Origin of the sequence: Vibrio sp. 1557, from assembly GCF_033340175.1 — a bacterium.
Lineage (GTDB): Bacteria > Pseudomonadota > Gammaproteobacteria > Enterobacterales > Vibrionaceae > Vibrio > Vibrio alginolyticus.
The window spans coordinates 19,345-35,341 of sequence record NZ_JAWOVZ010000008.1 but is presented as its reverse complement, the minus strand read 5'-3'; the positions used below and the strand labels follow the sequence as shown (position 1 = coordinate 35,341).

General features: G+C 42.0%; 14 protein-coding genes and 1 pseudogene. 9 read left to right on the top strand and 6 right to left on the bottom strand.

The genetic code is table 11. The annotated features are described in order from the left end of the window. The first annotated feature begins 162 nt into the window (after positions 1 to 162). Positions 163 to 714 (top strand): annotated as a pseudogene (locus tag R7070_RS11885) (gamma-glutamylcyclotransferase family protein). 38 nt (positions 715 to 752) lie between these two features. On the opposite strand, the gene R7070_RS11880 reads toward R7070_RS11885, so the two are convergent. Beyond that, complete coding sequence (locus tag R7070_RS11880; RefSeq protein WP_017820436.1) at positions 753 to 1,340, bottom strand: outer membrane beta-barrel protein; 588 nt, start codon at positions 1,338 to 1,340, stop codon at positions 753 to 755. Between the two features lie 420 nt (positions 1,341 to 1,760). Between R7070_RS11880 and ebgR the strand changes: the two genes are divergently transcribed. Then, positions 1,761 to 2,747, top strand: a complete 987-nt coding sequence (ebgR, locus tag R7070_RS11875; RefSeq protein WP_025768213.1) for a transcriptional regulator EbgR — start codon at positions 1,761 to 1,763, stop codon at positions 2,745 to 2,747. A gap of 170 nt (positions 2,748 to 2,917) precedes the next feature. On the opposite strand, the gene R7070_RS11870 is transcribed toward ebgR, so the two are convergent. After that, a complete protein-coding gene (locus tag R7070_RS11870; RefSeq protein ID WP_115386440.1) occupies positions 2,918 to 3,835 on the bottom strand; it encodes a LysR family transcriptional regulator in 918 nt (305 codons plus the stop codon). 112 nt (positions 3,836 to 3,947) lie between these two features. Between R7070_RS11870 and chrA the strand changes: the two genes are divergently transcribed. After that, positions 3,948 to 5,087 (top strand): chromate efflux transporter, encoded by a 1,140-nt coding sequence (chrA, locus tag R7070_RS11865; protein WP_170897450.1) that lies wholly within the window; start codon positions 3,948 to 3,950, stop codon positions 5,085 to 5,087. 123 nt (positions 5,088 to 5,210) lie between these two features. Here chrA and R7070_RS11860 read toward each other — a convergent pair whose 3' ends face one another. Continuing rightward, a complete protein-coding gene (locus R7070_RS11860; RefSeq protein ID WP_005380169.1) occupies positions 5,211 to 5,855 on the bottom strand; it encodes a helix-turn-helix transcriptional regulator in 645 nt (214 codons plus the stop codon). Positions 5,856 to 6,423: 568 nt separating this feature from the next. Between R7070_RS11860 and R7070_RS11855 the strand changes: the two genes are divergently transcribed. The 4 genes from R7070_RS11855 to R7070_RS11840 are packed head-to-tail and all read left to right on the top strand — an operon-like array spanning position 6,424 to position 9,001. After that, on the top strand, positions 6,424 to 7,353 hold the full coding sequence (locus tag R7070_RS11855; RefSeq protein WP_005391691.1) for a hypothetical protein: 930 nt from the start codon (positions 6,424 to 6,426) through the stop codon (positions 7,351 to 7,353). A gap of 20 nt (positions 7,354 to 7,373) precedes the next feature. Beyond that, positions 7,374 to 7,697 (top strand): hypothetical protein, encoded by a 324-nt coding sequence (locus tag R7070_RS11850; RefSeq protein WP_005380167.1) that lies wholly within the window; start codon positions 7,374 to 7,376, stop codon positions 7,695 to 7,697. A gap of 5 nt (positions 7,698 to 7,702) precedes the next feature. Continuing rightward, entirely contained in the window at positions 7,703 to 8,380 is a 678-nt protein-coding gene (locus R7070_RS11845; RefSeq protein WP_005380165.1) for a C39 family peptidase, read from the top strand. Between the two features lie 54 nt (positions 8,381 to 8,434). Next, positions 8,435 to 9,001, top strand: a complete 567-nt coding sequence (locus R7070_RS11840) for a hypothetical protein (protein WP_025768212.1) — start codon at positions 8,435 to 8,437, stop codon at positions 8,999 to 9,001. A gap of 224 nt (positions 9,002 to 9,225) precedes the next feature. Here R7070_RS11840 and R7070_RS11835 read toward each other — a convergent pair whose 3' ends face one another. Further along, positions 9,226 to 10,221: a transporter gene (locus tag R7070_RS11835; RefSeq protein ID WP_005380160.1), complete on the bottom strand. Its 996-nt coding sequence runs from the start codon at positions 10,219 to 10,221 to the stop codon at positions 9,226 to 9,228. A gap of 476 nt (positions 10,222 to 10,697) precedes the next feature. Between R7070_RS11835 and R7070_RS11830 the strand changes: the two genes are divergently transcribed. After that, a complete protein-coding gene (locus tag R7070_RS11830) occupies positions 10,698 to 12,389 on the top strand; it encodes an AMP-binding protein (RefSeq protein ID WP_256900259.1) in 1,692 nt (563 codons plus the stop codon). Between the two features lie 68 nt (positions 12,390 to 12,457). Here R7070_RS11830 and R7070_RS11825 read toward each other — a convergent pair whose 3' ends face one another. Beyond that, on the bottom strand, positions 12,458 to 12,658 hold the full coding sequence (locus tag R7070_RS11825) for a DUF1127 domain-containing protein (RefSeq protein ID WP_224721253.1): 201 nt from the start codon (positions 12,656 to 12,658) through the stop codon (positions 12,458 to 12,460). A gap of 106 nt (positions 12,659 to 12,764) precedes the next feature. Here R7070_RS11825 and R7070_RS11820 point away from each other — a divergent pair, with 106 nt between their 5' ends. Continuing rightward, positions 12,765 to 13,712: a LysR substrate-binding domain-containing protein gene (locus R7070_RS11820; RefSeq protein ID WP_017820432.1), complete on the top strand. Its 948-nt coding sequence runs from the start codon at positions 12,765 to 12,767 to the stop codon at positions 13,710 to 13,712. 118 nt (positions 13,713 to 13,830) lie between these two features. Here the strand turns inward: R7070_RS11820 and fusA are convergent, their stop codons facing one another. Beyond that, positions 13,831 to 15,921 carry an elongation factor G gene (fusA, locus tag R7070_RS11815; RefSeq protein WP_005386444.1) on the bottom strand — a complete coding sequence of 697 codons (2,091 nt, stop codon included), beginning with the start codon at positions 15,919 to 15,921 and terminating at the stop codon, positions 13,831 to 13,833. Positions 15,922 to 15,997: the final 76 nt, after the last annotated feature.

The window sequence follows — 15,997 nt, the reverse complement described above, 5'->3', positions numbered from 1 at the left end:
CTCGATGCTGGTTAACTCAACTACATATTGATGCTACCATAAACATGTATAAAAAATACATGTTTATAATTAAGATTATACTTAAGAGGTAAAGTTGTGCTTCAGATGCGGGTTAGGTATAAACATGAGAGGCACAACTATCAGTTAAGGGATGCAACGACAATGTACATATTTGGCTATGGCAGTTTGATTAATTCTGCGTCGCGTAAGTTAACCGGACAAACGGGAGAAGCCATTCCCGTCATAGCACATGGGTTGGTTCGCTACTGGGGGAAGATTGACGACAGCTACAGCCTCTCTCCATTAGTGGTGAACCAAGGCGATGGACAGGTTAATGGCGTTTTACTCGAAGTAAATGAAGAAGCGCTCGCAGAATTCGACCGCCGTGAGCGAGGTTATCATCGTATTCAACTTCAGCCAGATCAAATCGAAACAGATGCGAGTTTTAACCAATAACATGACATTTGGGTTTACGTAAAAGACGAGCCACTACCACCATGCGAAAAGAGCCCAATCATGCAAAGTTATGTTGATACCGTACTGGCAGGTTGCTTGGAAGTTTCCCACGCGTTTGCAGAGCATTTTGTGCGTCACACCATTGGCTGGCAACACGCGAAAGAAAATGACCGCCACCAACCCAAATATGGCAACCTTGCAGGCGTACAAGATCACCATTATGAGTTGATTGATAATCTAATAAAAAAAGGAGCCTAACGGCTCCTTTTTAGTATCTATGTTTTGCTTACGCGAGCTTAAAACTTGTAATCAACACCAACGTACAGGCTGTCAAAATCAAAATCTTCGCTGCCACCGTTTTCGGCATCAATACTTACCGAAGAAGCACGGTAGCCACCAGATACAACCAAACCTGAAGCGAACTCATAACCAGCCTCAACACCGTAGTTAAAGCCTACATCACGACCATCATCGGTAACAGTGCTAGATGATTTCACTTCATAAGAAACACTCATTACACCAAGGCCAGCAATCGCACCAACATAGAAGCCTGTACCTGCAAATTGGTATTTAGGCTTCGCATTGAAATTGAACGCAGAAGCATCAACACTAAATTTAACCGGCCACCCCATGTAAGAAAATGTTTCTTCAAAGTCGCCAAAGTATATGTACTCACCTTCAAAAGCTAGTTTGAAGTTTTCTGAATATTGAAGCTCTTTACCTACAGCAAGGCTAAGACCTGTCGCAGAAAGATCTTTTGACAAGCTTTTAACTTTAAGATCTGAATTTACCAAATCAGCACCAACATACCAGTTACCTTTTGCTTGAACTGATGCTGAAGCAACCACTGCACCTAAAGCCAATAATGGCAATACTTTTTTCATTATAATTTCCTAATTTTTCATACTGTTAGACAGCTTTTAAAAGCGCGGAGATTATAAATAGAGTTGAATACTTTCCTATTGATTTGTTTATAAAATGAGACACAAAACATAAACATGAACAATAAAACGTTTGCTTGATTAAACTCTAAACAGCTCGAGTCCTATTAAGTACTAGAGTTACCACAAGTAGCAAGTTTCCAAACCAGTCGCGTTTTTCAGTATTTTTACAGCAATATAATCCTTACGTTTACGGCTTTATTTATTACTCAATAGAGTCTATTTCATGAAAACAATTTGGCTTGATATGATGATTTAAAGTGTTTAGGACTGTCTTACTAAAGGTTTGTGCATATCTAAGTAGCTGTTTAAAATAGTCAGATTATTGAGCTCACACTTGGGCAGTGCCAACGGGAAATTTACATGGCAAAGCTAAAAGATATCGCCATTGAAGCAGGCGTCTCACTTGCAACCGTATCGCGGGTTTTGAACAACGACCCAACGTTGAGCGTTAAAGAAGAAACCAAATACCGCATTTTGGAAATTGCAGAAAAACTGGAGTACCGCACCAGTAGCTCGAAGAAAGGCATCAAAGAAGCTAAGCAAAAACATCACTTTTTAGCCTTATATAACTACAAACAAGAAACAGAGGTGAATGACCCTTACTACTTATCAATTCGTCATGGGATTGAAACGCAATGCGACAAATTAGGTATTACGCTAACCAATTGCTATAACAGTGAAATTGATGTTGAAACGAAAAAGATAACAGGTGTCCTTTTAGTCGGAAATGTCGACCAAAAGGTAGTAGATAAATTACCTAAACGTCTAGCCGATAGCATTTGCTACATAAACTTTTCAGATCCAACCTGCCCTTATGATTGCGTTGATGTCGACCTTATTCGAATCAGTAGGCAAGTAGTTGATTTCTTTGTACAACGAGGCCACCGCCGCATCGGTTATATTGGCGGTCAAGACAAGCACGACGCAGCTGACACTCGTGAAAATGTGTTTTTGGACTATGGCTATCTAAAAGGCGTGGTCGCAGAACATGATATACACTATTGTGCCTGCTCTAGTTTGTCCGGTTATAACTTAGCGAAAGAGATGCTAGCCAAAGGTGACTTCCCGAAAGCAGTATTCATTGATTCAGACTCCATCGCGATTGGCATAGTACGTGCAATCCATGAATTTGGCTTAAAGATACCAGAGGATATTACGCTGATTAGTATGAATGATATTCCTACTGCTCGCTTTACCTTTCCGCCGTTGTCTACAATTCGTATTCACTCTGAGTTGATGGGAACTCAGGGAGTGAACTTACTAGTGGAAAAATACCGAGATGGACGCTTACTCCCTCTTCATGTATACGTTCAAACAGAGCTTAAACTACGTGGTACAACTCAATGATACCTTTTCCATTAATCTCTTTTATGAATTAAATCTGGAACATCCCCCCCTAACCCAAGATATTCATTTTGCACAATCAGTACTGTTTCGGCGTAACGCCGATAACTCAGCGGGTAGTAAGAAGTTCAACAACAAATCACTCTAAGCACCATGAGTGCCCCAAATGTTTATCATTTAGAGGTGATGGTCGAAGAAACCAACTCGCGTAGCCAAATGCCTTTGTCTTCATTGTTTCGGCTGGAATGCCACAGCATGGCAATATCAAAATCCGCAACGGCGATCGGCGGCTTAACAGTAATGAGATCGTCCGAAAAGCCCTCCGCCAACGCCATTTTTTCTGGCACGATGGCAATGAGATCGCGCTTTTTCAATAGATGCCGAATAGTGAGAAAGTTGCGCGACGCCACGGTGACTTTGCGGCTCAAGCCATGTTCTGCGAGCTTTTGGTCTACTTGTGTCTTTAAGCTCCCATCGGGACTTACCAGAGCTTGCTCGATGTTCGCGAACGCTTCCAGAGACAGCTGTGTTTCCCCTTTCAACACCTGTTTATCACACATGCACACGTGTTTTTCGGTGTACAAGTACAAGCTCTCAAAGTTGTCATCCAACACCGGCATGCTGCCAATAATGACATCGAGCTTTTCGTGCTCAGTTAATGCCACGTAGTTGCTACGATTGACGTTAATAAAACTGATCTGCGCCTCTGGGGCGCGCTGGCGTATTTCGTCATAAAGCCGAGGAGCAAAGATAAACTCGGCATAATCCGTTAACCCGATGCGACATACACCCGCGTAATTTTCAGGTTGGAAGGCAGACTTAGTGAGCAAGTCTTTGGCGATAGAATCCAACAAGTGATGCACAGTTGGCGCGATGTGGTGAGCGTGCTCGGTGGGCTCCATCTTGTGCCCTTTTCGCTCAAAAAGCGGGTCGTCAAACAACAACCTTAAACGAGACAAACTATGACTCATCGCCGACTGGCTAACGTAACTTTTCTCTGCCGCGACGCTAACGCTTCGATAGCGATACAAGTAGGAAAACGTCACCAATAAGTTCAAGTCAATGTTGCGCCACTGAATGTCCTCTTTCACTCCAACATCCTCATCCCATTTCATTCATAGATGAAATTAAAATCATCAATTTGAGTCATTTTAGAGCATTCGATAAATTAGCAACAATGCTTTTTAGATAAACAGGCTCGACATGTTCACCATATTCAAAACTTTTTTCTGGCTGGGTTGGTTCAGCTTCGGCGGCCCGGCGGCTCATATTGGTTATTTTCGCCAAACCTTTGTTGAGAAACTGAAATGGCTTGATGACAGCGAGTACGCGCAAATTGTCGCGCTCAGTCAGTTTTTGCCGGGACCGGGCTCAAGCCAAGTTGGCTTTGCTTTAGGCTATAAACGTGGCGGTTTAGGTGGCGCATGCGCAGCATTTGTCGGATTCACGCTTCCTTCAGTGGTCATCATGTTGGCGCTGGCGATGGTGAGCAGCCAAATCACCGACACCGCAGTGTTCCAAAACATCGTTCACGGCCTAAAACTGCTCGCAGTCGTCGTCGTGGCGGATGCGACTTGGGGCATGTACAAAAACTTCTGCCAAAGTAAACTGACCGCGGGTTTGTGCGTCGCGACTGCGATTGCGTTGCTGGTGGCGCCAAGCATCATGACGCAAATGTTCGTGTTGATCGCAGCAGGTTTTGTCGGAATGCGATATCTGAAGAAAGACTCCGCGCCATCAGCCGAGTCGTTTAAACCGTCTATCGCGCCATTAGCTCTATTTGCGATGCTTTTACTCGGCTTACCGTTAGTGGCTCATACGTTACCTTTGCTTGGGCTGTTTAGTGATTTTTTCCAAGCTGGTAGCTTAGTGTTTGGTGGCGGTCATGTGGTTCTGCCGCTTCTGCAAAACATTGTTGGCGACCAGCTCAGCCAAGATGCATTTTTAACAGGCTACGCCGCTGCACAAGCTGTACCAGGGCCAATGTTCACCTTTGCGACTTTTATCGGTTACGAGCTTTCGGATACGCCAATTTTAGGCGCTCTGACCGCAACGCTTGGCGTATTCCTCCCAGGGTTTCTTTTACTGCTTGGCGTTCTTAAAAACTGGCAAGCACTGGCAGGCAAACCGCTGGTCTCCGGCGCCATCAACGGTGTCAATGCCTCGGTAGTAGGGTTGCTACTCGCGGCACTTTACCAGCCAGTATTTAGCAGCGCAGTTGTTGCTCCCATCGACATGGCGTTAGTGGTTGCAGGTTTTTATCTACACAAAAAGATCAACCTATCGGTGCTATGGATGATCGTGTTTTTTGTGGCAGCAGGCCTTGTCACGGGCATGATTTAGCCTGCTGATACACCAACTATTGAATCCAGATAAACCACGGGCACTCAAATACGAGTGCCCTTGCTTAGATTAGATAGCGAAAACGGAACAGACCCCGATAAAAAGAGCATCCAAAATTATGACTTAACTTCTCTCGGTTAAGCCATTGTTCATTCTTACCAACTTAACCGCATCATGACGAGAATGGACATCGAGTTTTTTGTACAACTTGTATATATGGCTTTTCACTGTACTTTCAGATAAAAAAAGTCTTGAAGCAATTTGTTGATTTGAAATGCCGTACACAAGTAGCTCTAGAATCTGTTTTTCTCTGCATGTTAACTCATCATGCTGCTGTTCTTCGGACAAATTTGCATGCCGATAATTGAGGACTAACTTCTCTAGGTACATTCTTGGTAGCCACAGCCCACCTTTCAGTACGTATTCCGCGCCATCACATATATGTGTCACTGATGCACTTCGGAGCAAAATTCCTTTTAACAACTTCCAATGCAGTAAGTCCGTTTGTACTTTTTCACAAGGGACGTTGTGAAGCATAAAGGACCACCCAAATAGATCAAAATCTGGTAACTTTCCTTGAACTTCAAGCTGACGCATAAAATCGTAATCAATAAACATCAAATCGATACTGAGTGAGTGACTTCTGAACACCACTTCATCTGGTTGCATTATCTTTACATCGACATCATGAATGGAAGATAGTTGTTTTTTTATTAAGTTACTTTGTAAATTACTCTCAGCTAGCAGTATCAAGTGCTTCTTTTCCATAGTCCCACCACATTAACTTACCTGTTTCACCAACCCCCGTTAGAAAATTAATTGGGGATAGCAAAGAGAATTTATCTTCATTTTAAGTAGAAAATATAGCACTTCAGAATGATATCGCATTGCTTTTCAGCACCGAAAAAGACTTAAAAAGTATGAACCTGTTGTGTTTTTATCCATACTTTTCAACCTGTGTTAGCATAAGGATATGATTTATAATATTAAATAATAAAGATAATAATTGGATAAAATACCATTTATAAAAAATGGATGACTGCTCCGCTCAGTGCAATAGAACGAATTACTTCTTTATATTGGCTTCATTTCATACTTGATGAGTACTTAAAGTAAATACAAAAAATAACATTATGATTATGTTATTTTTTTCTTTAACACCTTAAAGAGACGCACCTAAATACTCCCTTCCAGCCTGAATCATTCTCAATAATGAGAACAGCTTTCACTGATCCTTTCTTATAATTTCATCGCTTCCCACAACATTTGAAGGAAGCAGCAAGAAGTTAAGTGCAGTCATTTTTAATCAGGAATAACAGGAAATGGAGTAATCGTTATGACTCTAAACAAAACAGGGCTTGCTTTAGCAATGTCAGCAATTTTATTTAGTGGCTCTCTAATCGCGAATGAGATCGATGATGGAGACGACAACATGCAATGGACTGACAGCGCTAATACCGATATCGGTTTATCTGGCAGCTTCAATGATAACAGTGACAATAGCGCATCTCTCGGTGTTGGTGATAGCTTCAACGACAACAGCGATAATAGTGCGTCACTAGGTATTGGTCATAGCTTCAACGACAACAGCGACACTGACAACAGTGCAACTCTTGGTGTTGATGACAGCTTTAATAACAACAGCGACAACTCAAACTCGAGCACTAACACAGCTCAAAGCCACAACGACAATAGTACGTCTAACGCTAACGACAACAGTACCAGTGCTGATCTTGATGTGAGCCTAAATAGTGATAGTAGTGACTCAAGTACTAACACAAATAGAAGCCACAACGACAACAGCGACTCTAGTACTACTGTAAGACGTAGCAACAACGACAACAGTGACTCTAGTATCAACAGTAGCTTTAACGATAACAGCGATAATCGTAATCAAAGCGACAACCGTAACCAGAGTGATAACCGTAGCTACGCTGATTCAAGCACAACAAACTCGAACAGCTTTAACGACAATAGTAACTATCAAAGTGACTCGAGCTCAACAAATGTTGATAGCTTCAATCAAGTCCATATGGATACAGATATGGTTGTTGCGAGCTCAAGCCTAATGGGTGGTGTTACAGGTGCATCAGTTATTTATGCAACTAACGCGGATGATACTCGAGTTCGAGTTGAAAACATGAACACCCTTGGTGGTCTTGGTGGTGCAGCTGGTATTACTACCGTTGGTCAAAATGCTGGTTCAAATTCACTTGTACAACAATCTGTTACAACTAATGCAAGTGTGTTTACTGGGGGTGAGTAACCGACTAGTAGGAGAAAGCGATGCGTTTGGCAATCTGTACTTTGAGTATGATAGTTGCCTGCACTGCACTCGCTGATGACATTGCATTATCTGGCGGAGAAGTTAGCTTGGATATCATGAATGAATCAAGAGGTGGACAAAATGTTGAACTCGACTTGGTTTATGCAGAATCAGATATCAATGGTATTTCGTCAGATAATGTCGCGTCAAACACCGTGAGTGGTAACAATATACTATCAAGTGGAGCGTTCGCAGACAGTTCGGGTATATCCAACGTAATTCAGAACAGCGGAAACAACGTTTTAATCCAGAACTCTACCGTCGTTAACCTGACACTCAAGTAAACAATATGAAAGTATTAAATAACTTAATTTGGCTGATGCTCGTTTATTCAGCATCAGCCATTTCATTAGAACTGCTACCTTACCGAGCACATTACTCTGTTCCTGTTAAAAGCTACAAAGAAATAGTGTTCGGTGATGTTTTTCGCCAACAGTATGACTTCAGCTGTGGCTCTGCCGCCCTGGCTTCTCTTCTCACTTTTCATTATGCAACAGAGTCATCTGAACAAGATATCTTCAAAAGCATGTTTGAAAAAGGTGATAAAGAAAAAATCAAAGAGAAAGGTTTTTCTTTGTTGGATATGAAGTTTTACTTGGATTCCATAGGGTTACGTTCTGACGGCTTTCAAGTAGGACTGGAGAAAATTAAAGAAGTCGGCGTCCCTGGGATTACTCTCGTTAATTTCGACGGGTATATGCATTTTGTTGTCATCAGAGGTATAAACAATCACTCAGTTATTCTAGGAGACCCTTCTAGAGGAACCATGATAATGAAACTGGATGAGTTTGAAAAATATTACCAAGGAATTGTGTTACTGGTCCGTAACGAAGCGGAAATGGGACGGTCTAGCTTTATAACCAATGATAATTTCACCGTATATCAAAGATCACCATTAAAAACAGGAGTGTCTAGAGATTCCTTAGGGGTATTTAGCATTACTCTCCCAGTTTCCGGTGAAAATTAATATAACATTGTTTTAAATAACTTTAAGAACTTAACAACCTGAAAGGCCTACATTATGAACTACAATAAATTTTTGTTAGTGCTTTGTATGCTAATACCTCATTTTAATGTGAATGCTAAAGATGTTGGCCTGCAAGAACTTACTCCTCTTTCAAATTTATCTTTAGAAGAATATCGAGGTGGTTTCCAAATTACGGACGAGTATATTATTAATATTGGATTAAGCATTACTACGACTATAAATGGCGATGATATTTTGAACACAAATATTGCCAACTTAGTAATTGAAAATGGTAATTTAAAAAACATTAGCGCAAATAGTGAAAATCAAAGTGGAGATGTTTTCAACCAGGGTATTGTTAACATCATACAATTTGGTGAAGGCAATATTATTGGAGATGATTCTATAGATTCACCCAAAATGCCTTCGTCTCAAAATCCTAATATAATAAGTTCAGACTTTATAAATTCAAGTATTATCAATATTATTCAAAACACGAAAGATAACAGTATTATTGGACTTAGCACGCTCGTAGACATTGATGCTCAAGTAAATGGGGTAATACGGGAAATCAAAGCAAACCAACAATTAGAAGACGCCTTATTGAACCACCTTCAATGAGCATTTCCATTTTTATCTGAAAAATTGTCACGTTAAGCTTCTTTGATATTAGAAACGACTGATATCTATGATTACATACCAAAAGAAAGTTCGATATATCAATAGGCCACCATCATTTTAAGAATATATACCTACTTTATCCAATATAATCCAATCAATTTATAATGCGAACACTAGGCGCTAACGATAAATTAGGCCCAAGACTCAAGGGCCTAATATCCATTTTACAAATTAAAAGGTACTCGTACTGTTAATTGAAAGTCGGGAGTATCTTCTGTAAGACCAGCTTGAGCACTAACATTGATAGATGAGCGTTCACTAAAGGCATAGTTTATACCAAAAGTTAATGCATCTAATTGAAGCAACTTAGCATCATCTGCCGATCTGCCATTTACTTTGCTTTTTAAAATAGTTTTATGGCTAAGTCCTAAAGAGAATGAAAGATCAGGATTCACCGCAAACCCCATTCCCCCTGAAAGAGAAATAGTGTCTCCAAGTTCAACATCAGCTTTTGTGTCGCCAACTGTAACAGTATCCTCTAAGTTATAAATATAACTTAGACTAGCGAACAAGACCGCAGGATCAACAGGGTGAATAAGAGATAAATTAGGCTCAAAACTCCAAAAACCCGAACCTGTAGGGACATCACTAAATGAGTTGCTTCCATCTTCAATAGAAACATCATAAGGCGATCGTCCTGTATCCGACTTTACTCTAAGGCCACCTACCCAGTATGGCGCAGACTCAAAGTTAAACTGGTGCCTCAATGCGAACTCTACATCACCAAGCCCTCCGCCATCCACCGTTGTGTTTACTACTTCACTGTTTGAACCATCTTGAATGGGGCGCGTAGAAACTTGGTCATTACGATACACATACGGCACTCTAACTTCTAACTCTGTGGCGTTTGTTAAACCGTACCGAGCAGTTAATCCAACGGTTACTGTAGTCCTATCCGAATCACTCACTTCAATTCGCCCAACAATCAGAGTTGGTAAGACTGTATACCCAACAACAGATACTTTGTTTGAAGAGTTTTGTGTATAGCTTAAAGACGAATCAAATGACCATTTACCTTTAGGTGTGAGAACGCCTGGGCGCTCAATAACATCACCAACCGTTTGGGCGCGCTGAGGAATATCATCTCCTTCAGCACCATATGCATTCCCCGCAATGAATAAACTACAAAGATAGGTACCCAGTAAAGTCTTCCGTAACATCACATCTTTCCTTTTGCTGATGATCGTACCCAAGTAATCTCAGGCAATAGCTTGAGGTGAAGCTCCTAACTTTCCAAAGTAAGATTAGTATAGCTACTTCAAAACCACGACATACCTTTAAGTTTGGCGCTTTGAAGAAATTAGGAGACATTTATACTTATCTTCAACACTAAGCCACTAGTTAATAAATAATTAGGATAGATTCTATGTTTTCGCAATATTATTAATAAAATAAATTGCTTACCTGTGCTCTTAGTATGAAGTCGGTATGACATAACAGCTGAAAAGCCTGTTCTCTTTTGCGTAGCATCAATCACATTGCTTTTTAGATCGAGTCGCTCCGACTTCAACCATAACTAACGCTATCTTCCCCACATATTTCATCAAAATGCATTCCCGTGTCGCGATTTAACATGCTAAAGTTAACAATGCGTTAACAATTATAAATACAATGAGAAGACATGGAGTCACTTAAAATGAATCAGCCGAATCTAAATAGCGCTGCTGGTTGCGCTCTCCCACCACCAAATGAAATGATCCTCAAATGGGCTCAAGAGCGTCCAAATGAGGTCTACCTAAAACAAATTATTAACCGACAATTTGTTGAGTACACATTCTCTGATGTTGCAGATCAAGCCTTAAAACTTGTCAGCGCACTACGCTCACTTGGTGTAAAGCCTGGCGACAAAGTCGCATTAGTATCTAAAAACTGTGCAGAATGGTTTATTTGCGATCTTGCTATGATGCTTGGTGACTATGTCAGTGTGCCAATCTTTCCTACCGCCGGTGCAGACACCATCGAATACTGTGTGACTCATAGTGAAAGTAAAGCGATCATTGGCGGAAAACTCGATGATCCCAAAGCAACTCAGCAAGTCATTGATGCTATGCCTGAACTCATTAGCATCGCTCTACCTTATGACACGGCACCAAAGTGTAAGCACGAATACCAAGCGCTCATTGCTGATGCAGTGCCAAGTAAAGAGCGTCCGCAGCATTACGATGACAAGCTAATGTCGTTGGTGTATACCTCAGGCACATCAGGGTTACCGAAAGGCGCGATGCTAACTTACGGCGCATTCAGTTGGTCTGTTCAGCAACTGATCAATCATATTGGTATCCAAGAAAACGACCGATTGTTCTCTTATTTACCGCTCGCTCATATTACAGAGCGTGTTTATATCTTCGGTTCATCGATTATGGGTGGCGTGCCAACAGCATTTCCAGAGTCACTGGACACTTTTATCGAAGATGTGAAGATGCACCGACCAACTCTGTTTATCTCCGTCCCACGATTATGGACGCTATTCCAGCAACGTATTCAAGACAAACTTCCACAGAAGAAGCTCAATATTCTGTTGAAAATCCCATTCGTCAATTCTTTGATCAAGAAAAAGCTAGCAGATGGTCTCGGTTTAGATCAGGCTCGAGTATTAGGCTGTGGCTCTGCACCTGTCTCGCCAGCGCTGTTGGAATGGTACCACTCAGTGGGCCTTGATATCACAGAGGCTTGGGGGATGACGGAATCATTTGCCTACAGCACGCTCAACTACCCATTTAGAGCTGACAAAATTGGTAGTGTCGGTAATGCAGGGCCAGGCATTGAGTTAAAAATCGCAGCCGATGCTGAAATCATGGTGCGTGGCAAAGGGCTATTTTCTGGCTACTACAAAAATGATATTGCCACCCAAGAGTCTTTTGATTCAGAGGGCTGGCTACACACAGGCGATATCGGCGCTATCGACTCAGATGGTTATCTAACGATTCAAGGCCGTAAAAAAGATAACTTCAAAACCGCCAAAGGTAAATTTGTCTCTCCGGTTCCTATCGAGAAAAAGCTTTTCGAGTACAGTCGCGTAGAGATGATGTGTCTCATCGGTTTAGGGCTACCCGCTCCGATTCTTTTGGTTGTGCCACATGACTTCCCTAACTTTGATCGAGAGCGATACGCACGTACCACACGTAAAGTTATTGCCAGGATGAATCAAGAACTCGCCTCTCATGAGCAAATCAAAGGTGTGTTAATGATTAAAGAACCTTGGAGTATAGAAAATGGCGTACTGACGCCAACGCTTAAAATTAAACGTCATGTGCTCGAACAAAAGTATCATGAGATAGGCCACAATTGGCCAAAAGATGAATTGGTCGTGTGGGAAGAAGACTTGTAATTTTGCTTGCACTCCTCAACACCATTGGGGAGTGCAACTTAACTTTGAGCTTGAATCAAACTCATAGACTACTCTCTCCAGAATGGCTTACTCACTTCACAACTAATCTCCCTTTCACCTAATCCAATATCGTCCCAAAGGTGCTTTGGTAACTCTCTCAAGTGACGACGTGTCTTATAGTTCCTTCTCCAAGCCGCCAGTTTAGAATAAATTAACTGTAACCCGCTCTGATGGGCAGTAGGTATAGTACGCTCACAAGTGTGTGTCATGTTTTCCATTTCAAAGATCCCTATACAATGTTGACCACTTAATAATCAGCGACTACGCTGATATCCTCAAACGATAGAATCTGCCATAGAGTTAAGGAAAACTAATGTGAAAGATCGAATGCCTCCCTTACAGGGCTTGTATTACTTTTTCGTTGCAGCAAAGGAAGGAAGCTTTAAAACGGCAGCAAAAGAACTGTTTGTTACGCCAGCGGCCATTAGTCAGCAAATTCGTCATTTAGAAGAGTTCTTAGGCACGGACCTATTTGTTCGTCAGCACAGAAAAATCGTGCTCACACCTGAGGGAGAGCTACTGTTTAGTCAGGCAGAAAGAGGGTTTGCTCATTTGCAGCAAGGGGTTAGATTAGTCAATCAAGATCCAAACCCGAACCACCTTTCGATATCAACACTCCCCTCTTTCGCTCATCATTGGTTAGTCCCGAAAATTACGGCTTTTCGTCAGCGTCACCCTGATATCGCCTTGCTATTAGAACCAACCAATGATTTGGTGTCTTTTCAAGATAGCCAGATAGATTTATGTGTTCGTTACGGTTTAGGAAAATATCCCAATTTAGAATCACAATGGCTGATGGACGAAGCTTTTTATCCAGCTTGTCATCCGGTGTATCAGAAAGAGCATGGGATCTATAACATCGAGGATTTAAGCAAAGCTGAGCTGATTGAAGATGTTTGGCCTGATCTTGATTGGAATATGTGGTTAGCAACCTTGGGTCACTGCGCAGCAAAGCCTACTCTAAAATACAGTGGATCACATCTCGTGCTTGAGGCTGCACTATCACTTCAAGGCGTGGCATTAGTAAAACACAGTTTAGCTCATCAATATTTTCGTTCTGGCAAATTGGTCCGAATTGGAGATATCGCTATCAAGCCCAACTTTGCGTATTACTTGTGTGCGCCAAAAGGCTACTTAAAAAGACCTAAAGCTCAATTGTTTGCGCAATGGTTGAAGGAAGAAATAGAAATATTTGAAAAGTCAGTGGTACCAGACTTTAAGACCATTGACCTAAAAGGCAACAGTACTAGAACGGCATCATAACAATCGTCAAAACAAACGCTAAATAGGAATAAAACAAACACGCTCTGCGTATAAGACTGCTAAATACAAAAAGCCCCGCACTAAGCGGGGCTTTCAAGTTATAGAGTTAACTTAAGAATTACTTCTTAGCGTTACGCTCTTTAACGTCAGCAATTACTTGCTCTGCAACGTTTGTTGGACATGGTGCGTAGTGTGAGAACTCCATAGAGAACTGACCACGACCAGAAGTCATAGTACGTAGAGTACCGATGTAACCAAACATTTCTGATAGAGGTACATCACCCTTGATACGTACGCCAGTAGACGCTGCTTGTTGGTCTTTGATCATACCACGACGACGGTTAAGGTCACCGATTACGTCACCAACGTGATCTTCTGGAGTGAACACGTCAACTTTCATGATTGGCTCAAGAAGTTGCGCGCCAGCTTTAGGCATAGACTGACGGAATGCACCTTTCGCTGCGATTTCGTAAGCGATAGCTGAAGAGTCAACTGCGTGGAAACCACCGTCGAATAGTTCAACTTCAACGTCTAGAGTAGGGAAGCCAGCTAGAACACCGTGCTCCATCATTGACGCAAAGCCTTTCTCAACTGCAGGCCAGAATTCTTTAGGTACGTTACCACCAACAACTGTTGATTTGAACGTGAAGCCAGAGTTTGGCTCACCTGGTTTGATGCGGTAATCGATCTTACCGAACTGACCAGAACCACCAGACTGTTTCTTGTGCGTGTAGCTATCTTCGATTGCTTGAGTGATAGTTTCACGGTAAGCAACCTGTGGAGCACCAACTTCTAGCTCAACGCCGTAAGTACGCTTAAGGATATCTACCTTGATGTCTAGGTGAAGTTCACCCATACCTTTCAGGATAGTTTCGCCTGAATCTTCATCAGTCTCAACTTGGAATGATGGATCTTCTGCAACCATTTTACCGATCGCGATGCCCATCTTCTCAGAACCGCCTTTATCTTTAGGCTTAACTGCGATAGAGATTACTGGATCTGGGAAGATCATTGGCTCAAGAGTACATTCGTGCTTAGGATCACATAGAGTGTGACCAGTTTGAACGTTCTTCATACCAACTACAGCGATGATGTCACCAGCTTGTGCTGAATCGATCTCGTTACGCTCGTCCGCGTGCATCTCAACCATACGGCCGATACGCTCTGTTTTACCAGTTGCAGAGTTAAGGATTGTGTCACCTTTCTTCATCTTACCAGAGTAGATGCGGATAAAGGTTAGAGCACCGAAGCGGTCATCCATGATCTTAAATGCAAGAGCACGTAGTGGCTCGTCTGCAGATACAGTCGCAACTTCACCAGTTGGCTCACCAGTCTCTGAATCAGTTAGAGGCTGTGGATCAACTTCTGTTGGAGATGGTAGGTAATCAATTACCGCGTCAAGAATAAGTTGGATACCTTTGTTCTTGTACGCTGAACCACAGTAAGTTGGGAAGAATGCTAGATCACGAGTACCTTTACGGATACAACGTTTGATGTCTTCTAGAGATGGCTCTTCGCCTTCTTCTAGGTAAGCCATCATTAGATCTTCGTCTTGCTCTAGAGCAGTTTCGATTAGCATTTCACGGTATTCAGCAGCTTTTTCTACCATGTCTGCTGGAATATCTTGAACTTCGTAGTTCTCTGGTTGGCCAGACTCATCCCATACGTAAGCTTGTTGGCTTAGTACGTCTACAACACCTACGAAATCTTCTTCGATACCGATAGGTAGAGTCATAACTAGAGGTGTAGCACCTAGTACGTTCTGTACTTGATCTACAACTTTGTAGAAATCTGCGCCCATACGGTCTAGTTTGTTAACGAAGATCAGACGTGATACGTGTGATTCGTCAGCGTAACGCCAGTTAGTTTCTGACTGAGGCTCAACACCACCAGAACCACAGAATACACCGATACCACCGTCAAGTACTTTTAGAGAACGGTAAACTTCGATAGTGAAGTCAACGTGTCCAGGAGTATCGATGATGTTTAGACGGTGATCGTTCCAGAAACAAGTTGTTGCTGCAGACTGGATTGTGATACCACGCTCAGCTTCCTGCTCCATGAAGTCAGTAGTAGTTGAACCGTCGTGAGTGTCACCGATCTTATGGATCTTACCAGTTAGCTTTAGGATACGCTCTGTAGAGGTAGTTTTACCCGCGTCTACGTGAGCAAAAATACCAATGTTTCTGTATTTTGATAAATCAGTCATTGTCTTACTCTGTTAATAAGGTATAAAGTGCGCGCAGAGTATATCACATTCTGTCAATACTGATACCCTTGCGTGC